Annotated in this window: 10 protein-coding genes and 1 pseudogene; all 11 read right to left on the reverse strand. The window is 40.6% G+C overall.

Translation table 11 applies throughout. The features are described from left to right. Window positions 1–23 precede the first annotated feature (23 nt). The gene (locus tag Q0093_RS11340; protein ID WP_297930508.1) at window positions 24–3,266 is read right to left on the reverse strand and encodes a TonB-dependent receptor; all 3,243 of its coding nucleotides are present in this window, start codon (window positions 3,264–3,266) and stop codon (window positions 24–26) included. A 390-nt stretch (window positions 3,267–3,656) separates the two neighbouring features. After that, on the reverse strand, window positions 3,657–5,291 hold the full coding sequence (locus tag Q0093_RS11345; RefSeq protein ID WP_297930511.1) for a glycoside hydrolase 43 family protein: 1,635 nt from the start codon (window positions 5,289–5,291) through the stop codon (window positions 3,657–3,659). Window positions 5,292–5,362: 71 nt separating this feature from the next. After that, window positions 5,363–6,340, reverse strand: a complete 978-nt coding sequence (locus Q0093_RS11350; RefSeq protein ID WP_297930513.1) for a pectinesterase family protein — start codon at window positions 6,338–6,340, stop codon at window positions 5,363–5,365. 334 nt (window positions 6,341–6,674) lie between these two features. Continuing rightward, window positions 6,675–6,881: a winged helix-turn-helix domain-containing protein gene (locus Q0093_RS11355; RefSeq protein ID WP_009319618.1), complete on the reverse strand. Its 207-nt coding sequence runs from the start codon at window positions 6,879–6,881 to the stop codon at window positions 6,675–6,677. Between the two features lie 535 nt (window positions 6,882–7,416). Next, a complete protein-coding gene (locus Q0093_RS11360; protein WP_297930516.1) occupies window positions 7,417–8,634 on the reverse strand; it encodes a glycoside hydrolase family 88 protein in 1,218 nt (405 codons plus the stop codon). Between the two features lie 48 nt (window positions 8,635–8,682). After that, entirely contained in the window at window positions 8,683–10,545 is a 1,863-nt protein-coding gene (locus Q0093_RS11365) for a GDSL-type esterase/lipase family protein (protein WP_297930519.1), read from the reverse strand. 32 nt (window positions 10,546–10,577) lie between these two features. Beyond that, complete coding sequence (locus Q0093_RS11370) at window positions 10,578–11,669, reverse strand: DUF4957 domain-containing protein (protein ID WP_297930577.1); 1,092 nt, start codon at window positions 11,667–11,669, stop codon at window positions 10,578–10,580. A 72-nt stretch (window positions 11,670–11,741) separates the two neighbouring features. After that, a pseudogene (locus Q0093_RS11375) lies at window positions 11,742–13,226 on the reverse strand (polysaccharide lyase family 1 protein); the annotation flags it as partial. Window positions 13,227–13,429: 203 nt separating this feature from the next. Continuing rightward, window positions 13,430–16,849 carry a pectinesterase family protein gene (locus tag Q0093_RS11380; RefSeq protein WP_297930522.1) on the reverse strand — a complete coding sequence of 1,140 codons (3,420 nt, stop codon included), beginning with the start codon at window positions 16,847–16,849 and terminating at the stop codon, window positions 13,430–13,432. Between the two features lie 21 nt (window positions 16,850–16,870). Then, the gene (locus Q0093_RS11385; protein ID WP_297930525.1) at window positions 16,871–18,535 is read right to left on the reverse strand and encodes a pectinesterase family protein; all 1,665 of its coding nucleotides are present in this window, start codon (window positions 18,533–18,535) and stop codon (window positions 16,871–16,873) included. Window positions 18,536–18,870: 335 nt separating this feature from the next. Further along, on the reverse strand, window positions 18,871–20,472 hold the full coding sequence (locus Q0093_RS11390) for a transglycosylase SLT domain-containing protein (protein WP_297930528.1): 1,602 nt from the start codon (window positions 20,470–20,472) through the stop codon (window positions 18,871–18,873). Window positions 20,473–20,484 lie beyond the last annotated feature (12 nt).

Below are 20,484 nucleotides of genomic sequence, written 5' to 3' on the forward strand. Positions count from 1 at the left end.
TTTTAGAGTTATACATCCTACGATCAGAAACTTACATTAACACCACCGATGAATGAACGACTCTTCGGGTAAGCAGAATAATCTACACCCGGAGTCATAGCCGTACTGTTACGAGTACTTACTTCCGGATCAAATCCGCTATATCCGGTAATCACGCAAACATTATAAACCGTTCCGTAAATACGCAGATTAGTCAATCCCAACTTCTTAACCCACCGTTTTGGGAAAGTGTAACCCAATGTCAGATTATTAAACCGTAAAAACGATCCGTCTTCTACTGCCCATGAGTGTAAAACGGCAGTTGTCATATACGGACTCCATATCGTCGCATTTTTATTGATCTCTGCCAATCTTACAGGATCATTATATGCCAGATAACCGGTTGCCGGATCGATATAGGTAAAGCGGTTCTTCATCTCTTCTACAAGATTATTGTATTTCCGTGATCCGGAATAACAAGAATTATCTATTTTATTCGCATTATACACATCATTACCAATAGAGAAATTAAAGAATGCAGACAAGTCAAAACCCTTATAACGAGCAGTCAAATTAAACCCTCCGATCAAATCGGGATTGGCATTTCCGATCACAGTCTTAGCATCTGTACTGGTAGCGATATTTCCATCTTTATCTACCAACTTCAATGATCCCGGCCCAAAATATTTAGCACCTATCAAAGATGCAGCCGCTTCTGTTTTCGATCCGTCAGCATCACCTTTCAATCTATACGGATAAGTCCCCGTTCCTATATAATCAAAATCATCAAAAGTGTACATACCTCCGGTAATATATCCGTACATCTGCCCCACAGCTTCACCTTCACGGATAATATAATCATCAAAAGGAGCAGCGCTATTTCCATTCCATTTAGAAGAATATGTTTTATAATTAGATTCTCCGTTCTTAAACTTTTCTACTCTATTCTTATTAAAGCCGATATTGAACGATGCACTCAAAGAAAAATCTTTCTTATTTACGATCAAGGCATCTACATTAAACTCGATCCCTTTATTCGAGGTACGTCCGAAATTCTGATATTGTGTCGTATAACCGCTACTCGAAGCGATAGGAGCTTCGATCAACAGATCATGTGTCGTATTCCAATAAAAATCGAGAGCTCCGGAAACACGGGAATTCCAAAACGAATAATCGACACCGATATTCCGGGTCAATGTCGTCTCCCACTTCAAATCCGGATTTGCCAACTGTTTTCCGGGAACTAAATAAGAAACGATCTCCCCATTAATATAATAATCCTTCACACTCTCCGTACCATTATAAGTATTTTTCCAAAGGCCATCCGAGATGCGGTTATTCCCGGCAGTACCCACACTTACACGTATTTTCAAATCCGAGATCCAATCATAGTCGACCATAAAAGGCTCACCGGAAACTCTCCAAGCAAAAGCTGCAGAAGGAAAGAATCCCCAACGATTACCCTTTGCAAATTTGCTCGATCCGTCGGCACGGAAAGTCACCGTCGCCAAATAACGATCTAATGCAGAATAGTTAACCCGTCCGAAGAATGAAGACAAACGATTCGGCAAAGCAATCGTCGTTTCCGTAGGCTGAGCCTTTCCCGCCGACATCATAGCCAATATTTCACTGGTCGTCATCGATTGAGGAAAGAACTTTGAGTTAGCCACCAGTTCTTCCGAATCCTGAGCATAAACCTCTTGTCCCAACACGATATTCAAATTATGACCTTTCACAAAATTTCTCTGATCATAAGTCAATGTATTAGCGATACGATATGAAGATCCGTCTACCTTTGTAAAAGTCGCAGACGGTTTACCGGCTTCTCCTTTAGCAGTCGAGGTCGAAGGTCCCCAAACTTGTTCGGTATGTTCACGCTTAAATTCATATCCCCATTCACTCCGAAAAGTCAACGGCTTGATAATTTTCCAATTAACCGCAGCCTGATAGTTATTTGAGAATCTTTTCCGCTTCTTGTATTCGTCATTTGTAGATTCTACTGGATTATACAGCAAACTGGAAGAAGTAACATCATCATCGTCATCATACTCCTGATCGACACCGAAAGAACTGATCCCCTTTACCGGCGCATACTTCAACGAATTACGCAAACGGGTAGTCGAACCACTTCCCGAAGAAACCCCTGCACCATCAACAATCTGATAGTTCAAACGAGTATTGAAATCGAAGCTTAAATGCTTATTGATTTCGGTTTTCAACTTAAAATTGATATTGCTCTTCTGAAATCCAGAGCCTATCATTATACTATTCTCATCAATATGATTCAATCCTAAACTGAATTTGGTAGCCTTAGAACCACCGCTAATATTCAAGTTATAGTTTTGCTGAAATGCCGTACGACCGAAAACCTCTTTCTGCCAATTCGTTCCCTGTTTAGATTTATAAATATCCAAATCTTGATAAGCTCCATAAAGACGATTAAAACCGGTCTCCGGAGTTGTTTTGGAACTGGGATCTAATTCATATTGCCACATTACATAATCATAAGGGCTCATCATATCCAAATATTTGGTGATTTTCTTAGCTCCCCAATAAGCGTTAAAATCAACGGTGATTTTTCCTTCCGTACCCTCTTTTGTCGTAATAAGAATAACCCCATTAGCTCCACGCGCCCCATAAATAGCAGTAGACGCAGCATCCTTCAACACACGCATATCCTTTATATCCGAAGGGGAGATATCTCCGATACTATTTACCGGGAAACCATCCACAATATAAAGAGGAGAATTATCTTGAGTTATAGAACCTCCCCCACGTACACGGATCTGTATTTCAGCATCAGGAGAACCTTCCGTCGTCGTCACTTGTACCCCTGACAAACGTCCGGTCAAGGCTTCGGCTGCAGACGCTACAGGAATATCCTTTAACATCTTCTCATTAATAGAAGCCGTTGCACCGGTCAACTCACCTTTACGCACTGTACCGTAACCGATTACAACCACCTCATCGAGATCTTTCGCCTCTTCGTGAAGCACAATTTTAAATGTCGATTGTTTTCCTACCGTAACTTCATGAGGCTTAAAACCCACATAAGTAAAACGCAAAACCGACTTATCCGAAGGAACTTTAATTTTAAATTTACCGTCGATATCGGTCATAGTACCCTGAGTAGTACCCTTCACTCCGACAGATACTCCGATCTGAGGCTCACCCTTCGCATCGGTAACCGTACCGGAAACTTGTCGTCCCTGAGCATACGCACCGAAGCTAAATAAGCACATCAACAGAAGAATACCCAAACTTTTCAATTTCAGATTTCCGTTCATTAGTACTTGGATTTAATGTTAATGATATTATGATTTATTAAATTCATGAAACTATCAAAAAGATATGTTTTCCGGTATTACAAAAGGTATCCGATGAAACGATCGTTTTTTCAGGACAACCTTTTTTCTTAAAATAACCACGCACTCAATCTTACAAGTTATACATATTCAATCTCTTATTATTCATCTCTTTAGAGACTGTTCAAGTCCAATCAAACGATCGTTTTTCTGGACAACCTTCCCTATCAAAAACTAAAAATGAACTTCTACAATCTCACATGACGAATATTACAAGCCCAAAAATACACCGAATACAAACGGCAACATGAGCATAAATTGTCACTTTTATAGGATTTTTTGATAATATCTTCAAACAAAGCTTTTTAAAAGCTATTTCGTTACTCTAAACCAATCTATATCCACCCAGCCTCCATCATTGATAGCTTTAGGGCGAGTAATAAACAATCCCACTTTAGCGCCGATCCATTTACCGGGTTTTGCCGTAAAGTTTTCTCCCAAAGAAATAAATTTCTTGCCATCTACACTATAACTGAATGAACAGATAGCCTCTTTCTCAGAATCTTTCTTAACCTTTACTCTAAGCAACAACGTATTATCAGATAGCTTTACCGACGCATTTTCCTCTTCCTTTCCTTTCTTATCAGCCTTACGGCACACATTCTGTAGCAAGAATAATCCATCCTCACGATTTTCCATTGCCAACACGGCATAATCTGCCCCCATTACAACCAAACCAGTCCGTTCTCCGGTATATTTAGAAGAAGGCGCAAATGAAATCTTCGTTGTTACCGTAAAATCTTCCGTTGGGAATTTTTGTAGTAACAAATTCGGAACATCCCATAAATTAACCTGATTTTCGGTATAATAAGAGTAAAGTCGTAACAAACTGTTACCTCCGTCACAAAAATACCATATCGGTTTAGGATTTGCCTGCCATTGCCATTGCAAACCTAATTCTAAAGAATCGAATTCGTCGCTTTCTGCAGGCGTTTCAACAGAATAAGTCTTCCCGACATTCGGTTTCTTATAAGAATACACAGGACTTCCGCAACCATCCCCATCTTTATCGACTCCGATTACAGGCCATCCGTCAACCCACTTCATTGGCTGCAAATGAACTACGCGACCATACGCTTCTTTATCTTGAAAATGAAAAAACCAATCCTCTTTTCCATCCGGAGTATCCACCCATGCACCCTGATGAGGGCCGTTTATTTCCGTCTCTCCCTGAGCCATTACAATTTTCCACTCATACGGTCCCCATATATTTTTAGACCGTAAAACTGTTTGCCAACCTGTCGGTACACCTCCGGCAGGAGCAAAAATATAATACCAACCATCTCGTTTATAAAATTTAGGACCTTCTATCGTTGCATTGCCAATATGTCCGTCAAAAATAATTCTGGACTCTCCGATCGCCTGTGTCCCGTCCGGAGTCATACGGGTCAATCCTAAAATACTTTTCAGACCGGCACGACTTCCGGCATAGCCATGTACTATATAAGCATTACCATCTTCATCCCATAACGGGCAGGTATCGATAATCCCTTTAACAGCTTTTACCAATACAGGTTTATCCCATTTCCCCGCAGGATCTTTAGACTTTACCATGTAAATTCCCGTATCGGGATCACCATAATAAATATAAAACTCTCCTTGATGATATCTTATACTGGGTGCCCAAACACCGTTTCCATGTTGCATCTGAGAAAAACGTTCTTCAGGAAGCAAGCGTTCAATAGCTGTTCCTATAATACGCCAATTCACCATATCTTTAGAGTGAAGAATCTGAAGACCGGGTACGCACGCAAAACTCGAAGATGTCATATAATAATCATCGCCTACCCGGCAAACGTCCGGATCAGAATAATCAGCGTCTAAAACAGGATTCTTATACTTTCCGTTTCCCAAATCGGAGACCCAGACTTTCGAGACATAAGATTGTGCAGAAACTGTTCCCCAGCAAAGTAACAGGCAAATTACAGCAGTCCATATATTCTTCATAGCACTTATTAAATTAGTTTCAGTGCAAAAATAAACACCATACAAAATCAAAAGGGGGAAATTTCGACAAATTACGAGGATTTTTTATGCGCACTTTCAATACACGTCTTTCTAAACCAATCCCCTCCCAAAACAGATTCGGGAACGTATAAAGACACATCATCTTTATCCAATTGCAACGACCAAGAAACTCTGGATTCTGGATTTGCGCCTTCTCCTATAGAAGCATACTCGGCATAACGGGCAGTTTTCTCATTTTCCGCATTTCGCCAATTATGCCATCCTTCCGGACGAATATGCCTTCCCATCTTGCACTCTAAAAATACCACCGATGCATACGGTCTCCAAGGACGACCTAAATACACGTTAACAACTCCATCGGAAGCTGTCAAATCGCATTTATAAAAAATATAACCGTTTTTATGATTCTTCGGCGTAGATGCCGCAGTAATATAAGAATCGGATTTACTGTGAAGGATACAACGATCAAACCAACAAGTCGCCGGGCCGAAAATATAATCGGTAGTCCCCTCTATATAACACCGATCATAATACTGCCGACTATTCTCATTCCCTGTAAACAATGTATCTTGATTTCCCAACAACCGACAATTACGAACAGTTACGCAGTCTCCTTCTACATGCAATGCTACGGCCTGCCCTACTCGTCCTGCCCGATTCTCTATCGTAAGATTTTCTAACGTTACACGATTCCCTCGTATTTGTAAGGTATAAGTACGAAATGTCCCCATCCGGCGCAATGCAGCATAATCATCATAATAAATCAATGTTTCCTCCGGACCGTCACCCTTTAAAGTTATGTCGCATTTCCACGAAGGGATCTCTACCTTTTCATAATAAATGCCCCTTTTTACATGTATTACACGAGGTACAAGGGTGAAATCACGGACAGAATCGACAGCATCCTGTATAGTCACAAAATCTCCGCTGCCATCTTGAGCCACTACAATTATCGGATAAGCGGCATTAGCAGAAATAGAAAAAACAAGAACAAAACTTAAAAAAAGCGTGCAAGCAAATGTTTTCATGGAATACACTCTATTTATTAACACAATCAGGCTGCAATATACAATTTCTCATTTTTATTATACATAAAAGGGGATTAATTTTCTTTCCTTTTTTTAGAACCTGTTTAGACCTGTCTAAATTTTACTCGGGTCAGTTTGGAGAGATACTTTCGAAGATGATTCTCTGAAAACAAAAATTCACACGTAACAGAAGCATAAAACAAATTGTTCTCAAAAAAAATACTCGCAAAGAAAAAGAAACGGTTCAGAAAAACTTTCCAAACCGTTTCTTTTACAAACACTACAGAATACTTAATAGCAAAAGGCTCTTTATTCAGAGCCTTTATTATAGATATTAGTATTTGATCAAGTTCACCAAAAGGTCACCTTCAACTTCTTCGATAGTAACCTTATCCTCACGTGACAACCAACCCAAAGCAGCATACAACTGCTTATCTTTCAGTTTAGTTACCTTTTTAAGCCCTTTCAAAGTTAAACCTTCGCTTTCATTAAGGGCATTCCATACGAGTCCGGCATTCAAACCGATTTCTTCTCTGTCCATAACTTGTTGATTTTAGAATGAATAAATATTGTAAAATCGTTTTTAGTAACAGTTCTTCGCAAAAATACGACTTTATTTTTATAAATTGAATTTAAAGTCTGTTTAAATTTTACAGAAATATTTTTTAACAGCCTATCCCAAAGGTAATAAGTCGATTTTCAAGCCATTAAGATTATTACAATTCAATACGATTCATTACTCTTTCGCCTTAAACAGCCTCGAATCTTCTGAAAATCAATCTTATTCTTTTTTGAGCAAACTTTAAACAGTCTGTTAGGATCTGTTTAAGGTTTACTCAGGTCGGCTTTGACTATTTCTTTTGAGAAAAGTTTCGTGTTTTTACGAAAAAGATAATGGAATATCCGACAAATAAAAACAAGAAAACAGACCGAAAGAAAACATAAAGAAGAACCGATATATTTTCCTTACCGGAAAATTTAAACTAGCTCTTAATACACCAAAGGCCGACTCCATTAACAACAACAGAACGGCCCTTTTGGTTTATTTAATCAACACAAATAAAAGCATTCCACGCTTATTTCTCCATTTCAAGACAGAGCATAATAAAGGGTGCGACACCTTTAGGATCATTATCCCTAACGATTTCATTCACATAATAGTCAAACGAACCGTCTCGATAAGGTTTTCTCCCTCCTAACCCGGCGACACCGCAAATACGGGTCAAAGAGACGATACCTTTATCATCCACTACTATAAAATTATCCAAAATACCCTGATAAGCCTTTTGAGCGATCGACAAACTTTTTTCAGGCAAATATCCTTTACGCACACCTTTAGCAATAGCATAAGCATACATAGGCGTGCAAGACATTTCCAAATAATTACCTTTCCTATCCGGCATATCTACGACCTGATACCAAGCTCCCGTACGTTGATCCTGATATTCCGGCAATATTTTCACAAGATCATTTAGAATCAAAATCATCTTGTCTCTACCCGGTTGGTTTTCCGGAATAAAATCCAGAGCATCTACAATAGCCATCATATACCAGCCCAATGCCCTACCCCAAACATGCGGAGCTTGCCCGGTTTTCAAGTCAGACCAAGGCAATGCCTTTATCTCATCCCATGCATGACGATAAAGACCGGTTTTCTTATCATACGTATGTTTCGCAATGATCAAAAACTGACTTACAACATCTGCAAAATCTTCCGGTTCATTAAATGTTGCGGCATATTGAGCATAAAAAGGTGATCCCATATAAATCCCATCGAGCCACATTTGATACGGATATATTTTTTTATGCCAAAATCCTCCGTCTGAAGTACGAGGCTGGGAAGCCAACTGTGCTCGCAATGTATCCATTGCGATTTTATAACGCGGATCTTTTTCCCGTTCATATAACCTGAACAAAATCTTTCCCGAATTTACATGATCCAGATTATAATTTGTCTTCTTATAACCATATATCTGACCGTTCTCGTTGATCATCGTATCGGCAAACTGTTTTACATATTTATAAAGATAATCTCCTCCATAGCGGTCATAAACATCCAAAAATGCCTGACATTCAAGTCCATGACAATAATTCCATTTCAATTTTGTAGAAAAATCGAGCATCCATCCCTCCGGATTACGAATAATCTCAGACTGACACATCCTTACCGACATCGGAAGTTCGGGATTCACTGCCCATTTTGTTTTCGATTTAGCGAAAATTCCAGAACAAGCCAATAACATCATCGACAAAAATACGGACTTTCTCGTCAGGTCTTTCAAGGTTTGTTTCATATAATTAGCGTTTTAAAATTACTTCGACTGATAAATAAAAATATTCCTCTACTTTTTTAAGGCTTTCATCGTCTTTCTTCCCTGCTCTGTTAGCAAAGAAATAAAATAAGTCCCCTTATTCAACATCGAGCCATCTATACACCAATCGTACATCCCTGCGCTCTGAACACCCCGATCCCAAGAACGTACAAGCTGCCCGGAAGCAGAGATCAATGAAATTTTTGTCCGGGTTCTATCCTTTAATATATAAGTAAGCGTCAGACTATCCCGAAATGCAGTTTTATCTATCTTTATTTCCGGAGAAAATTGCTCTGCTAAAATATTCGAAGGACTCATATCCTTACTCAAGCCGGAAATCTTGACATCCTTCAGGCAAATCGTTTTTCCATTTGCCACAGAAGAATACCAAGGATATATACGTATATAAAGTATTTCTCCAGCAGATAACTCCAACATCGGATTGACCGAAACTTCGTTCAACACCCCGTTCGACATATTTTTCTGCTCACTCAATGTCATTACAGCCGAAATATCGGAAGCTTTGAAATAACGCGCCCGATAACACATTCCGTTACCCCCCGAACCGGCAACAACGAAACTGATATTATCCACAGTAAACGTTTTTCCTTCCGGTATAGAAATCCCAAACTGAATATAACGATCCGAAACCTCATCCTCCTCTTTAGGCCATGATCCTCCCGAAATCAAGTTTCGTTGAGATTTTTCCGAAATACCGCCTACACGGTTATAATCCGAAACGAACATATTACTCCAACTTTCGGGAAGAGCGACTATCGACCCGGATACAACAGGATTCTCGTCTCCATCCAGTTTCCAAACGACTTCCGACCGCACTCCGGTCGATGCATCCAATCCCGTTCCGGAAAGGAGTATCTCTTTTTTCATCTCTCCGGTGGTCAAAGTCAAAACTCCGGTTATATCTCCCGCTATACCGGGGACAAAACGTACATAAAAAGAAGTATAAGCCAACTCTCTGTTTTCATAAGGTAACCGCAAAAAAGAAGCATAATCCCCCTCTTTTATCAAAGAAACTTCATACCCTTCAGTAACAGTTATCGTCACCGAACCGTTAGCCGGATCAAGAGATGAACCGCTGACAGAAAAAAGATACTCCGATGAAGAACCGACATAAACCATTCCGAAATCACACTCCGAAGACGGACTTACCATTAAAGACGGAGCAACAGAAAGACAATCTGACAAAATGTTCTGTCTTAACAATTCCTCAGCCGCTAATCGGGCAAAAACAATAGCACCATTCATTTTAGTATGCGTCCTGTCTCCGGACGCATACAATTCCGAAAGAGCTTTCGTCTCTCCATATTCCTCTACCAAAACTCTCGTCAACTCGGTATGATCGACGATAGAAGTTTCGGTCTCTGCGGCAACCTCGCGAACAGCAGCGGCATAATCTCCGTCCGCCGTTATATGTCGTCCTGTCTCCGATATCTTATTTCCGGAAAAATTACATCTTACGATAGGGGTAAACAATACCGGGACTCCTCCGGCAGCTTTTGTCTCGGACACGAACATTTTCAAATTCGATTTAAACTCGGGAATAGTAGAACCGGTTCCTTCCACATTTGTCTTCTCATCATTATGGCCGAACTGTATCAAAACATAATCTCCCGGAGATATTTTTGCTTTCGAAGCATCCCATAATCCTTCCGAAATAAAAGATTTGCTACTCCGACCGCTTCGGGCATCATCAATTACCGTAGCGGCATCCGACAAAACGAACATAGATAATGTTTGCCCCCACCCGACCTTTTCGGTAGTAGAAGGATCATATTCAGCCATCGTAGAATCTCCGATCGTAATTATCTTTATCTTCGCATGCAACGAAAAAGTAAAAAACAGAAACAATATTATTGACCAAAAAAATCTCATAATTAAAACGCAATAAACCTAAAACAATCTTTTTACCTTACATTCACACGAAATACATTTACTTGTCTGCCCGAAACCACACGCAAGACATAGAAGCCCGAAGGCAATTCAAACGAAATACTCTCTCCGTCTCCTGTTTTTTTCAGAACAATACTTCCATTTATTGCAAATACATCTACCATAACAGTACCCGATATACCCGCAAAATGAATCCGATTTCCCGAAACACAAACTCTCATATCGCTATTCTGTCCTAAATCCGAAACAAGACCTCCTGTCTCCGAAGATTTCAACGTCCATCGAGAATCACCCACCTCATCCCCGACAAAATAGTCTGTAGTCAAAATATAAGAATCATAATCTTTCGAGATGACAGAAGCATTAATCCGCGTATCGGTTTTCAAGTCACCGGTTACCTCGTTCTCAATCAGACAATTTTGAACATACGCATCATCATTCAATACGACTTTTTTCGTTTCAAACCCTGAAATTATACAATTCTCCAATCTATAAACAGAACCGGTACAAGCCCCGGTAGCAATAATCTCATTAGATGCTCTCGCCGCATTCCCGGTCTGAGTCTCGTCCGCATCCGTTCCGCAATCCAAAACCGTCACGTTGCTCATTTTGAAATTCAGAGGCACAGCTCCCCCATTTACAAAAACTCCCCCCGAACAATTAAAAAACGAGCTATTTGTCAATTCCGCTTCTGAAAGCTCAGCTTTAGCAAATCCCAAAACAGAATAATTGGGACTTGCCTTACACATATCATGAAAGACCGAATTATCGACTTCCAACTTACCGATTACAGCAATATTCGTCTTGTCATCAGCCCGAACAGCACCACGCCCATATCCGTAAATTTCGCAATTTCTAAACGAAATTTCCGGAATCGTCTGAGCTTCCCCCGTGACGCTGATCAGATATTTGCTGTCAGTCGGTTCTTCATCAGGACGATCATAAAATAAAATAAGACCATCTAAAGCAATACTTGCTCCATTTTTAATTTTAAAAGTCACCTTTTCCAACACTGGAGGTCCTATCAAGCCCGATTTAGCCTTTATCGTGATATTTTTATCTACCGTCAACTCCTTTCCTATAACCTCGCTTGTCACTTCCAGCACATCTCCGGCAGAAGCATTCTTCAACAATGTCTCCAAAGAAGTCGGGACAATAGGCGTATAATCTACAACTTTATTTTGATTCTCGGTAATCTCTGCAACAAGGCTGTTCATATACACTTCAAGATTCGTATAACCCTCAGAGTTAACAATCTTTCCGTCTGCCGCATTATTTTTATTCAATCCGTGAGCCTCTTCCCATACATCGGGAATCCCGTCACCGTCCGTATCTATCAATTCCGCTTCTGTTACTCCTCCGTCCGATAACTCCGGCCATGCGCTTGTCGCCCCTTCCGGTTTAACATCATCTGGTAAATCTATTAATCCCGGTTTGCTTTTCGCATCTGCAGAAACGCTTCCGGTATAAGTCGTTATCCCGTACTCCGTCTCCCTCACTATGCGGGCGTCCACTTCATCCCTTGCAAGAGAGCATCCTGCATACAATAAAACACGTCCCAATGCCTGAGTTGCCGTATGAGTAGTTATAACATCCGTTTCCAGAGGAGTATCTAATTTAATGGTGTCTTTTGTAACCTGAGTATATAATCCGTCACAAGAATTATTGTCGATCTGTTCATAAATACCTTTCGTCCAATTATCTTTCGTTACGTCCGAATAACCTTCGACAACATTTCCGTCGACATAATATTTCCCCCAAACATGTTTCATAGGAGCAAAATCAGGATATTTAGAAACATAGCTTTCCGTACGAATGCCGATTCCGGCAATCCGATACCGCACCTTAGCAGAAGTTGCCGCACTTTTTGTCGCCGGTCCGGGTTTATAATAATTATTTACGATGTTTATTTTCATTCCCTCACCACCATAACAACCATTACCCGACCAATTATAAATTACATTGTTCCTCAAATCCATATATTCTCGTGTCTGAGTTCCCGCTTTCGGACCTAAACGAGGAGCTCTGCTGTCATGATGCGCCAATAAGTTATGATGATAAGAGGCCTTAGCGCCACCCCAATTTCCGCCATATCCGTGCGTGCCTTTTTCATGTCCTGCCGTACGCAGGCTTTCTGAAATAATGCACCATTGTAAAGTCAAGTTATCAGACCCGTACAACGAACAACACTCATCTACAGACCAACTGATCGAACAGTGATCAACAATGATATTCTTTTTCCCCCATCCGCCTAAAGCATCTTCCTCTGTTCCACTTTCATTTCCCATACGAAAACGCACATAACGGATAATAACATTATTCGCCGACACGGATACCGGCCAACCCGCGATACAAATACCCTGTCCGGGAGCTGTTTGTCCGGCAATAGTAATATCGTCATTCGCTATCTTCAACGTACTTTTCAGAAAAATAGTCCCGGCAACATCAAAAACGATTGTTCTCGCTCCTTTCTGCACAACAGCATAACGCAAACTTCCCTTCAATCCGGTATCTTCAAGCGTAGTCACATGATAAACAGTTCCGCCTCGTCCTCCGGTCGTATAACGACCGTGCCCCTCTGCTCCGGGAAATGCCGGCGTTTGCGCCTGCACACAAACCAACGAAAGTATCGAGATTATAATACAGATAGATATGTTTTTCATTTGTAATAAACTTTAATGGTACAAAGATACACATGACCGGCACTTAATAATGTGTAGGAATCAACAGAATAGGTGCATTTATTGTTATTCCTTGCTTCTGCTATCCCTCTTCTATAAAACTTTCTAAAAAATAAAAGTCCGGAAAGGCAGATCCCTTCCGGACTTTCATCACAAATACACACATTAATAATTAATAAATGCTATCACAACATTTTGAACACACTTGTCTTTTTTTCTGAAACGATACGAATAATACAAGGCTGAACAGTGCTTATCCGGAAAGTACCGTCCGATACTTTTTCCCGTGCCAAGACTGTACCCGTTAAAGAATAAGCGCTTACTGTCGCCGATTCCGGAATATTTCTAACCACGATCTCATCACCGTTTCGATAAGCAATGTAATCCGGTAAATCAAGAGTTTCTATCCCGGATACATCAGCTTTAACAACTTCCGACAATTCGCTCAACATACCATATTCACTCACTCCCTGAACTGTATATTCATCACCGGACTGCATCAGCTCATCCTCATATACCAACTCCGCCGCATCTGCCTTTACAAAACCTATCGTAGATCCATTCTTTTTTACGACATAACAGATGACATACTTCGAAGCTTCCCAACTTAACGTCTTACCATCTATCTTCAAACCGGACGGTGCTTCGACACTCTCCGTCATAATTGCCGGATCCCAATCATCACTTCCACTCATTACATTTTCGATCGTATAAGCTGCAGCCTCTTCATCAGTCAGCGAATTTTTGGCGTAACCCTCAATTTTATTCTCTTTCATGGTTACTCCGTTCTCATCTTTTTTCGGTTGTCCGGTAGATTCATCTATAATTGTTTCTCCTTCATAGTAGTAATAATAATCATTACGCAATGACACATCGACCGGATCTCCGTATGCATCTACGGTTTTATAGTCTGCCCATATTTCAGGAATACCTCCCATCGTAAAATACCAACCTTTTGCATAAACAGGGACTTTGCATGTAGTATATAAAAATACCGTCTTAGGCGAATCGTGCCAAGGTCTGCCGAAATAAAGCCCTTCGACATCGGCATTTCCGTCGATAACGCAATGATCAAAGACATAGCCCCACTTTTCTTCCTTCTTATGATTCGGTGCAACGATATATCCTCCCGATTTACGGGTATTATACAATGTACATTTATTAAAGAATACATCCCCAGCTCCATAAATATAATCGACAGCACCTTCGATAAAACATTCGTTCAGGAAATGACGTCTCCCTGTTTTATTCGAAGTAAGGTAAGTATCTTGATAGCTTCTCAACTTACATCTATTCAAGATAGCCCGGTCACTATAAGTACACAAGGCAAGAGCTTGAGGTCCGTCCTGTGCAGTTATTCCGTATTCGTTTTCAAACGAAATACCCGTCGCATAAAAATTGTCTCCGGTGACATATACGGTAGCCCCATCAGTTGGAGAATAAACAGGCTTGCCTAAATCATTGTCTCCGCTGACTCGGTCGTCCGAAATAATAACACTCTCCGCATCCTCCCCGATCAGATGAATATACGGTTTTGCAATTTCAAGATGGCCTTGATATTTTCCCGCTTTAATATAAATCAACCACGGAGATGTACGGTCGGAAGGTGCGGCATCGATTGCGTCTTTTACAGACGTATAATCCCCCGAACCGTCCTGTGCCACTACGACATCAAAAACTTTTGCGATCGGATCGGGACGACTCATTGTCGTAAACGTTACAGAAAACGCGTCATTAGGTATCCCTGATACATTGGTTACAAAACCGGCCGGAATATCCACAGAATAAGGGGTATTGTAAGTTAATTTCGTATAAGGCAAAGTAACAGACGTAGATCCATATTCAGGGACTAAAGAGACTCCGTTCAATACGACATCTCCCGTACCGGCTTTTATTTTCTTGTTAAAATTCAAAATTAATGCTCCATTTGCAGAAGCTGAAGAAGAACCCTCAGCCGGAACTGACGAAGCTAATACGGGTGCTTCCGGATCATATTCATTTTTAGGATCGGCAAACACGAATACATTAGCTAAGGTCGTACCGTCATTCCCCGAACCCAATATCGTGCTTGTTTCGTCAGCAATCCAACGGATATAAACCATAGATTGATCCTCTGCCTCAGCAGGAAGTTTCCCGATACAATCTTCCCACAACGACTTCCCGTAAACCGAAGAAAGATCTATCGTCACAAGGTCTTTGAAATCTTTATTATCTAACGAATACTGCATTTTTTGCTTAGAATATACCTGATAACTTCCGGACATCAGCGATGTAACCTCTATATTCGTATATCCTTTAGTCGAAAATTGAGCCTGAAAATAACGCCGAGAACTGAAATCAGTCGTCCAAAGCCGTGCATTTGCATGTGCCGGAGTATATTCCGCAGCATGGTACAACCAATTTACCGATGCTCCGGTCGGCTCATAAGCTGAAAGCAATCCCTGATTCGTAGATTCAGAATAGAACGGTGCGGGAATCTCTTTTCTTTTTTCAGCACTGGCAGCATCATTAAAATCCCACCCTACAATAAAATCCTTTTGATCGAAATTTGCTGAAAGCTCTACATTCCCGTTTATCTGAACAGTACGTACTTTTTCTGTCTGCCCGTCGCTCCAGCCTCCGAATATCGTAACAGGATTATCTACCACCGAAAGCGTCACGATAGTTCCTTCCGGATAAAAATTATCCTCTGCTTCAGGAGAAAAAGAGATTTTACCCCACCGAGAACCGTTGACAGAAACAGTCAGCTTATACAAAGTCAGTTTATTGAAATTAGCAGTTATTTTCCGATCGGTATTTAAAACAAGTTCCAACTCCGGATCGCTTCCCAATACCGCACCGCTATCATCATCTGTCCAGTTTACGAATTCATATCCAAAAGCAGCCTCAGCAGAAACTTTTACTGTCGAGTTTATATCATAAGTCTCCGATACCGGAGAAACGGATATATTCCCTGCACCTTCGATATTCGTTTTTGTACTCAACGTTACCTGTTCGGCCGTAGAAACATAATCGCCATAAATGTCGAGACTAAGCAGGAATGCATATTGAGAACCATTCAAATTATAAAAGCGGATAGATACGTTCTTTTGTTTTTCCTCCGGAATGGAAATAGACACCAAATGTCCCTGTGTATCTTTATATTTCTCGTTATTAGAATCATAATAGTATGTTCCGTCCAATGGCGTATCGAAAATCGTTTCCCACTCAGACTGACCTTCATACTTTATCTGCACACCCAATCCCCGATCATTTCCGGTAGCAGCTTCTACAAATTCGATTTTCGTAACCGACTTCAATGCAGAAATTTCGATAGCAGAATTATCTTTTTTTTCTGCCCGAATATAACCGGGAGTCACATAAGAACTGGTAAATTTAGAATCTGTTCCTGTCGGAGAAACAACTACCTGAGACAAAGAAAAGGAAAAATCCTCGTTCGAAAAATGAGTCTTTGCAGGTACAACGACTGCATCATCGCTTGCAGAAGAAGATTCCCAATCTTGAAATGTCGTAGAATACAAAAGTTTCTCTTCTGCACGGATCGAACCGATCACCGACAAACATAAAAGAAATAAAAATCCGAATCGTTTCATCATCTGTTTCATGGTTATAATTTTATATTTATACTATTTAACTGTTTCGATTATCTGGGGATTCCACCCATCGTTTCCACTCAATACATTTTTTAAAGTTATCTGATCCGCCTCTTTATTCGTAAGCTGATGCGACCAACTAACTCGATCTTCACAATTTCCACCCCCACCCCGACTTTTATACTCGCCATAAAAAGTTGTCTTTTCAGCATCGGGTTTCTTCCAATTATGCCACCCTTCAGGAGAAATATGGCTACCCATATCGCATTCAATAAACAAAGTCCGGGCAAAAGGACGCCAAGGACGCCCCAAATAAACATTTTCGACAGAGCGATCTGCCGTCAACCGGCAATTATGGAAAACATACCCGTATGCCTTTCCTGCCGGAGTCGCCGCTGCAGTAAGATACCCTTCTGAGCGTTTACTGTGAATTGTACAGTTCTCGAACCACGCAGTAGATTTTCCGAAAATAAAATCGACCGTTCCCTCGATATAGCAACCTTCATAATATTGCCGGCTATCTTTATCATAAGTATAAAGAGTATCCTGAAAGCCCAGAAAACGACAATTCCGGAATACAGAACGATCTCCGCTCACAAAAACGGCAACAGCCTGTCCGACAGGTCCTGCACTATTCTCGAAAGTCATATTCTCTGCTATAAAATCCGGAGCGTAAACATAAAATGAAGCAGAACCCGAAGTAGACATCTCCTCTCCGAATACATTCATTTTAGAAGCATAATCATCATAAGTCAAAATAGTCTTAGTTCGGGACTCTCCTATAAATGAAACATTTATTTTACTCTCCGGCAAAATAACCTTTTCTTTATAGACGCCTTCCCGTATATAAATCGTCGTACGCCTTTTTTTCCTGAAATCAGGTACTGCATCAATGACCTCTTGTATAGTAAAAAAATCTCCGCTACCATCTTTGGCTACAACGTAATCATACACTACGATATGAGGAGCAAGAGCAGGAATAGTCTCTTTTATCGTCTCGGCGACCATACGGGCAATTATCCTCGCACCTCGCACATTAAGATGAGTATTATCTTGTTTCCCTTCAGGCAATGCTGCACAGATTCCCGGTTCGACCCAGACAAAAAGAGAAGTAGATTTTTCCTGTCCGTACCGTTCCAGCAAACTGGCAGACATTTTATTTAAATCGATTAATAAAACTTGTTTTTCCTTAGCAACAACTCTTACCGCATCGGTATATTTCCCATGCGTATCTGCTAATGTACCGTCCAAGTTAAACTTTCTACGGACAATAGGAGTAAAAAGTACCGGTATTGCCTCAGCTTCCCGAGTTTCATCTATATATTTTCCTAAATTGATCTTATAGTCGGTTTCTGCATCCGAATGACGAGCAGTATCAGCTTTTTGATCATTATGCCCGAACTGGATAAACACATAATCTCCTTTACGAAGTCTTTTCCGTACGAGTTCCCAATGCCCTTCATTCCTGAAACTCCGGCTACTGCGTCCATTCAGAGCTCTGTTATCAACACGAATATCCGGCGTCAAAAATCCGGGGAACATCTGTCCCCAACCTCGTTCAGGATTTCCGCCCGAAAGAGGTTTATCGGCCATTGTCGAGTCTCCGATCATATAAATGACAGGAATGCGCTCGACATCGAACGAACAAAAAACACATAGAAGTAAAACAAATAGGATATAACAGAACGTGTTCTTCATTTATAGACATTTTATCATGTCACAAAAATAAATACACAACCCTGTCTGAAAGAGTATTTTTTGACACAAATTGTGGAAAATTTCTATATAATCAAGATAATTTCGATTCTACTCGGGATGGAATAAAAAGGAGTTTCAGAGGCTTTTAAGAACCTGTCTGAATTTTACTCGGGTCAGTTTTGAGAATTTCTTCCGAGTATGTTTTTCTGTTTTTACGAGGAGGATAGCGGACTATCTGACGAGGGGAAAACAAGGAAAAAGACCGGAAGAGAACGCAAAAATGACCTGATAGTATTTTTTTATTGGAAAATTTAAACAGGCTATTAGACAAGCTCTTAGACTTCCGGAATTTTAAGGATCTGACCGATCTTTAAAGAAGACGAGTTCAGATTATTTATTTTCTTTAGCAAATCAGTAGTAACACCCGGAAAACGTTGCGAAATAGTCCATAAACTCTCTCCCCGAATGACCTTATGATAATGATAACGATCATAGGCAGGATTGCGCGGATTACGTGCCGTCGAAATATTTTTCTTACTCGAAACCGAAGAAATAACGGCAGTTTCGTTTTTTACTTCTTTCATAGATTGCGCAATAAAAGTCGAATCCTTAGAGATGACAGTTATACTATCCGGTTTCTCGACCTTTTTAGAAGGAGCTTTCCGAGCAAGTTCGGCACGATAAACTTTCAGTCTTCGTCCGGCTACGATATTATTATTCTTTAAATGATTCCAATTACGGAGATTCCGGACAGAAACGCCATAACGATTGGCGATTACAGAAAGGGACTCTCCTTTTCTTACACGATGATATACCCAACTGCCGCTTCCGGTCGAAGCATAATAACCTGCAGGTTCGACAGTCGTCCGCCGACCATATATCTCAGATTGATAATTGACGATAGAATCTTTCGCATCGATAAAAGCGTAAGCCTGCTGCGCAGGCAGACACAATGTTCTCAAACGGGTATCTCCCGGAATAATATCTTTTCGATATTGCGGATTAAGCCCTCGTAATAGATCCATAGGAATTTCCAAAACATCAGCAATCTGCTTCAAATGAATGCGGTCGCTGATCTGTATCGTGTCGGTCGTCAAGGGCAAGTCGGTAAGAACCGGACAAATATTATGTTTTTGGTAATAATGCATCACATAATTAGCTGCAATAAACGCAGGTACATATCCCCGGGTTTCCTTCGGCAGATAATTATAAATTTCCCAATAGTCTTTTTTGCCACCCGAACGGCGGATCGCTTTATTTACATTTCCCGGACCACAATTATAGGAGGCTATGGCAAGAGGCCAGTCTTGATAAATATTGTACAATTCTTTTAAATATCGTACGGCTGTTTCTGACGAACGAACAGGATCTCGACGTTCGTCTATCAAACTATTTACTTCAAGACCTAAAGGTTTTGCCGTACCGATCATAAACTGCCATAATCCGGTAGCTCCCGCACGGGAAACAGCGTCCGGGCGCAAAGCCGATTCGATAATCGGCAGATATTTCAATTCAAGAGGCAATCCGGCTTTTTCAAGAGCTTGTTCGAAAATAGGGAAATAATAGGCACTCAGACCGATCATCGTTTCGACCAATTCACGACGCTTCTCAGTATAAAGAGTTATATAACTTTTTACAACCTGATTATACGGCATTTCGATAACAGTAGGTAAAGCCGCCAAACGCTGAATATAAACGGAATCCGGATAATCTATATTAACACTGCTTCTTATACAATTTTCATCGATTATGGCATATTTCTTTAAAAACCAACTGGACAGAAGACTATCGACGTCAGCTTCAAGGCTCTCTGGTAAAACGATTTCGTGATCTGAAATCGTATCTTTAGCTGTTCTGATTTTCTGAGGTTCGTCTATCGTCCCCCAAACAGGGAACAGCAAAAACGAAAAAAGAAATACAAGCACTATTTTCTGCATAATCAATTCATT

Source organism: uncultured Coprobacter sp. (assembly GCF_947855755.1).
Classification (GTDB): domain Bacteria; phylum Bacteroidota; class Bacteroidia; order Bacteroidales; family Coprobacteraceae; genus Coprobacter.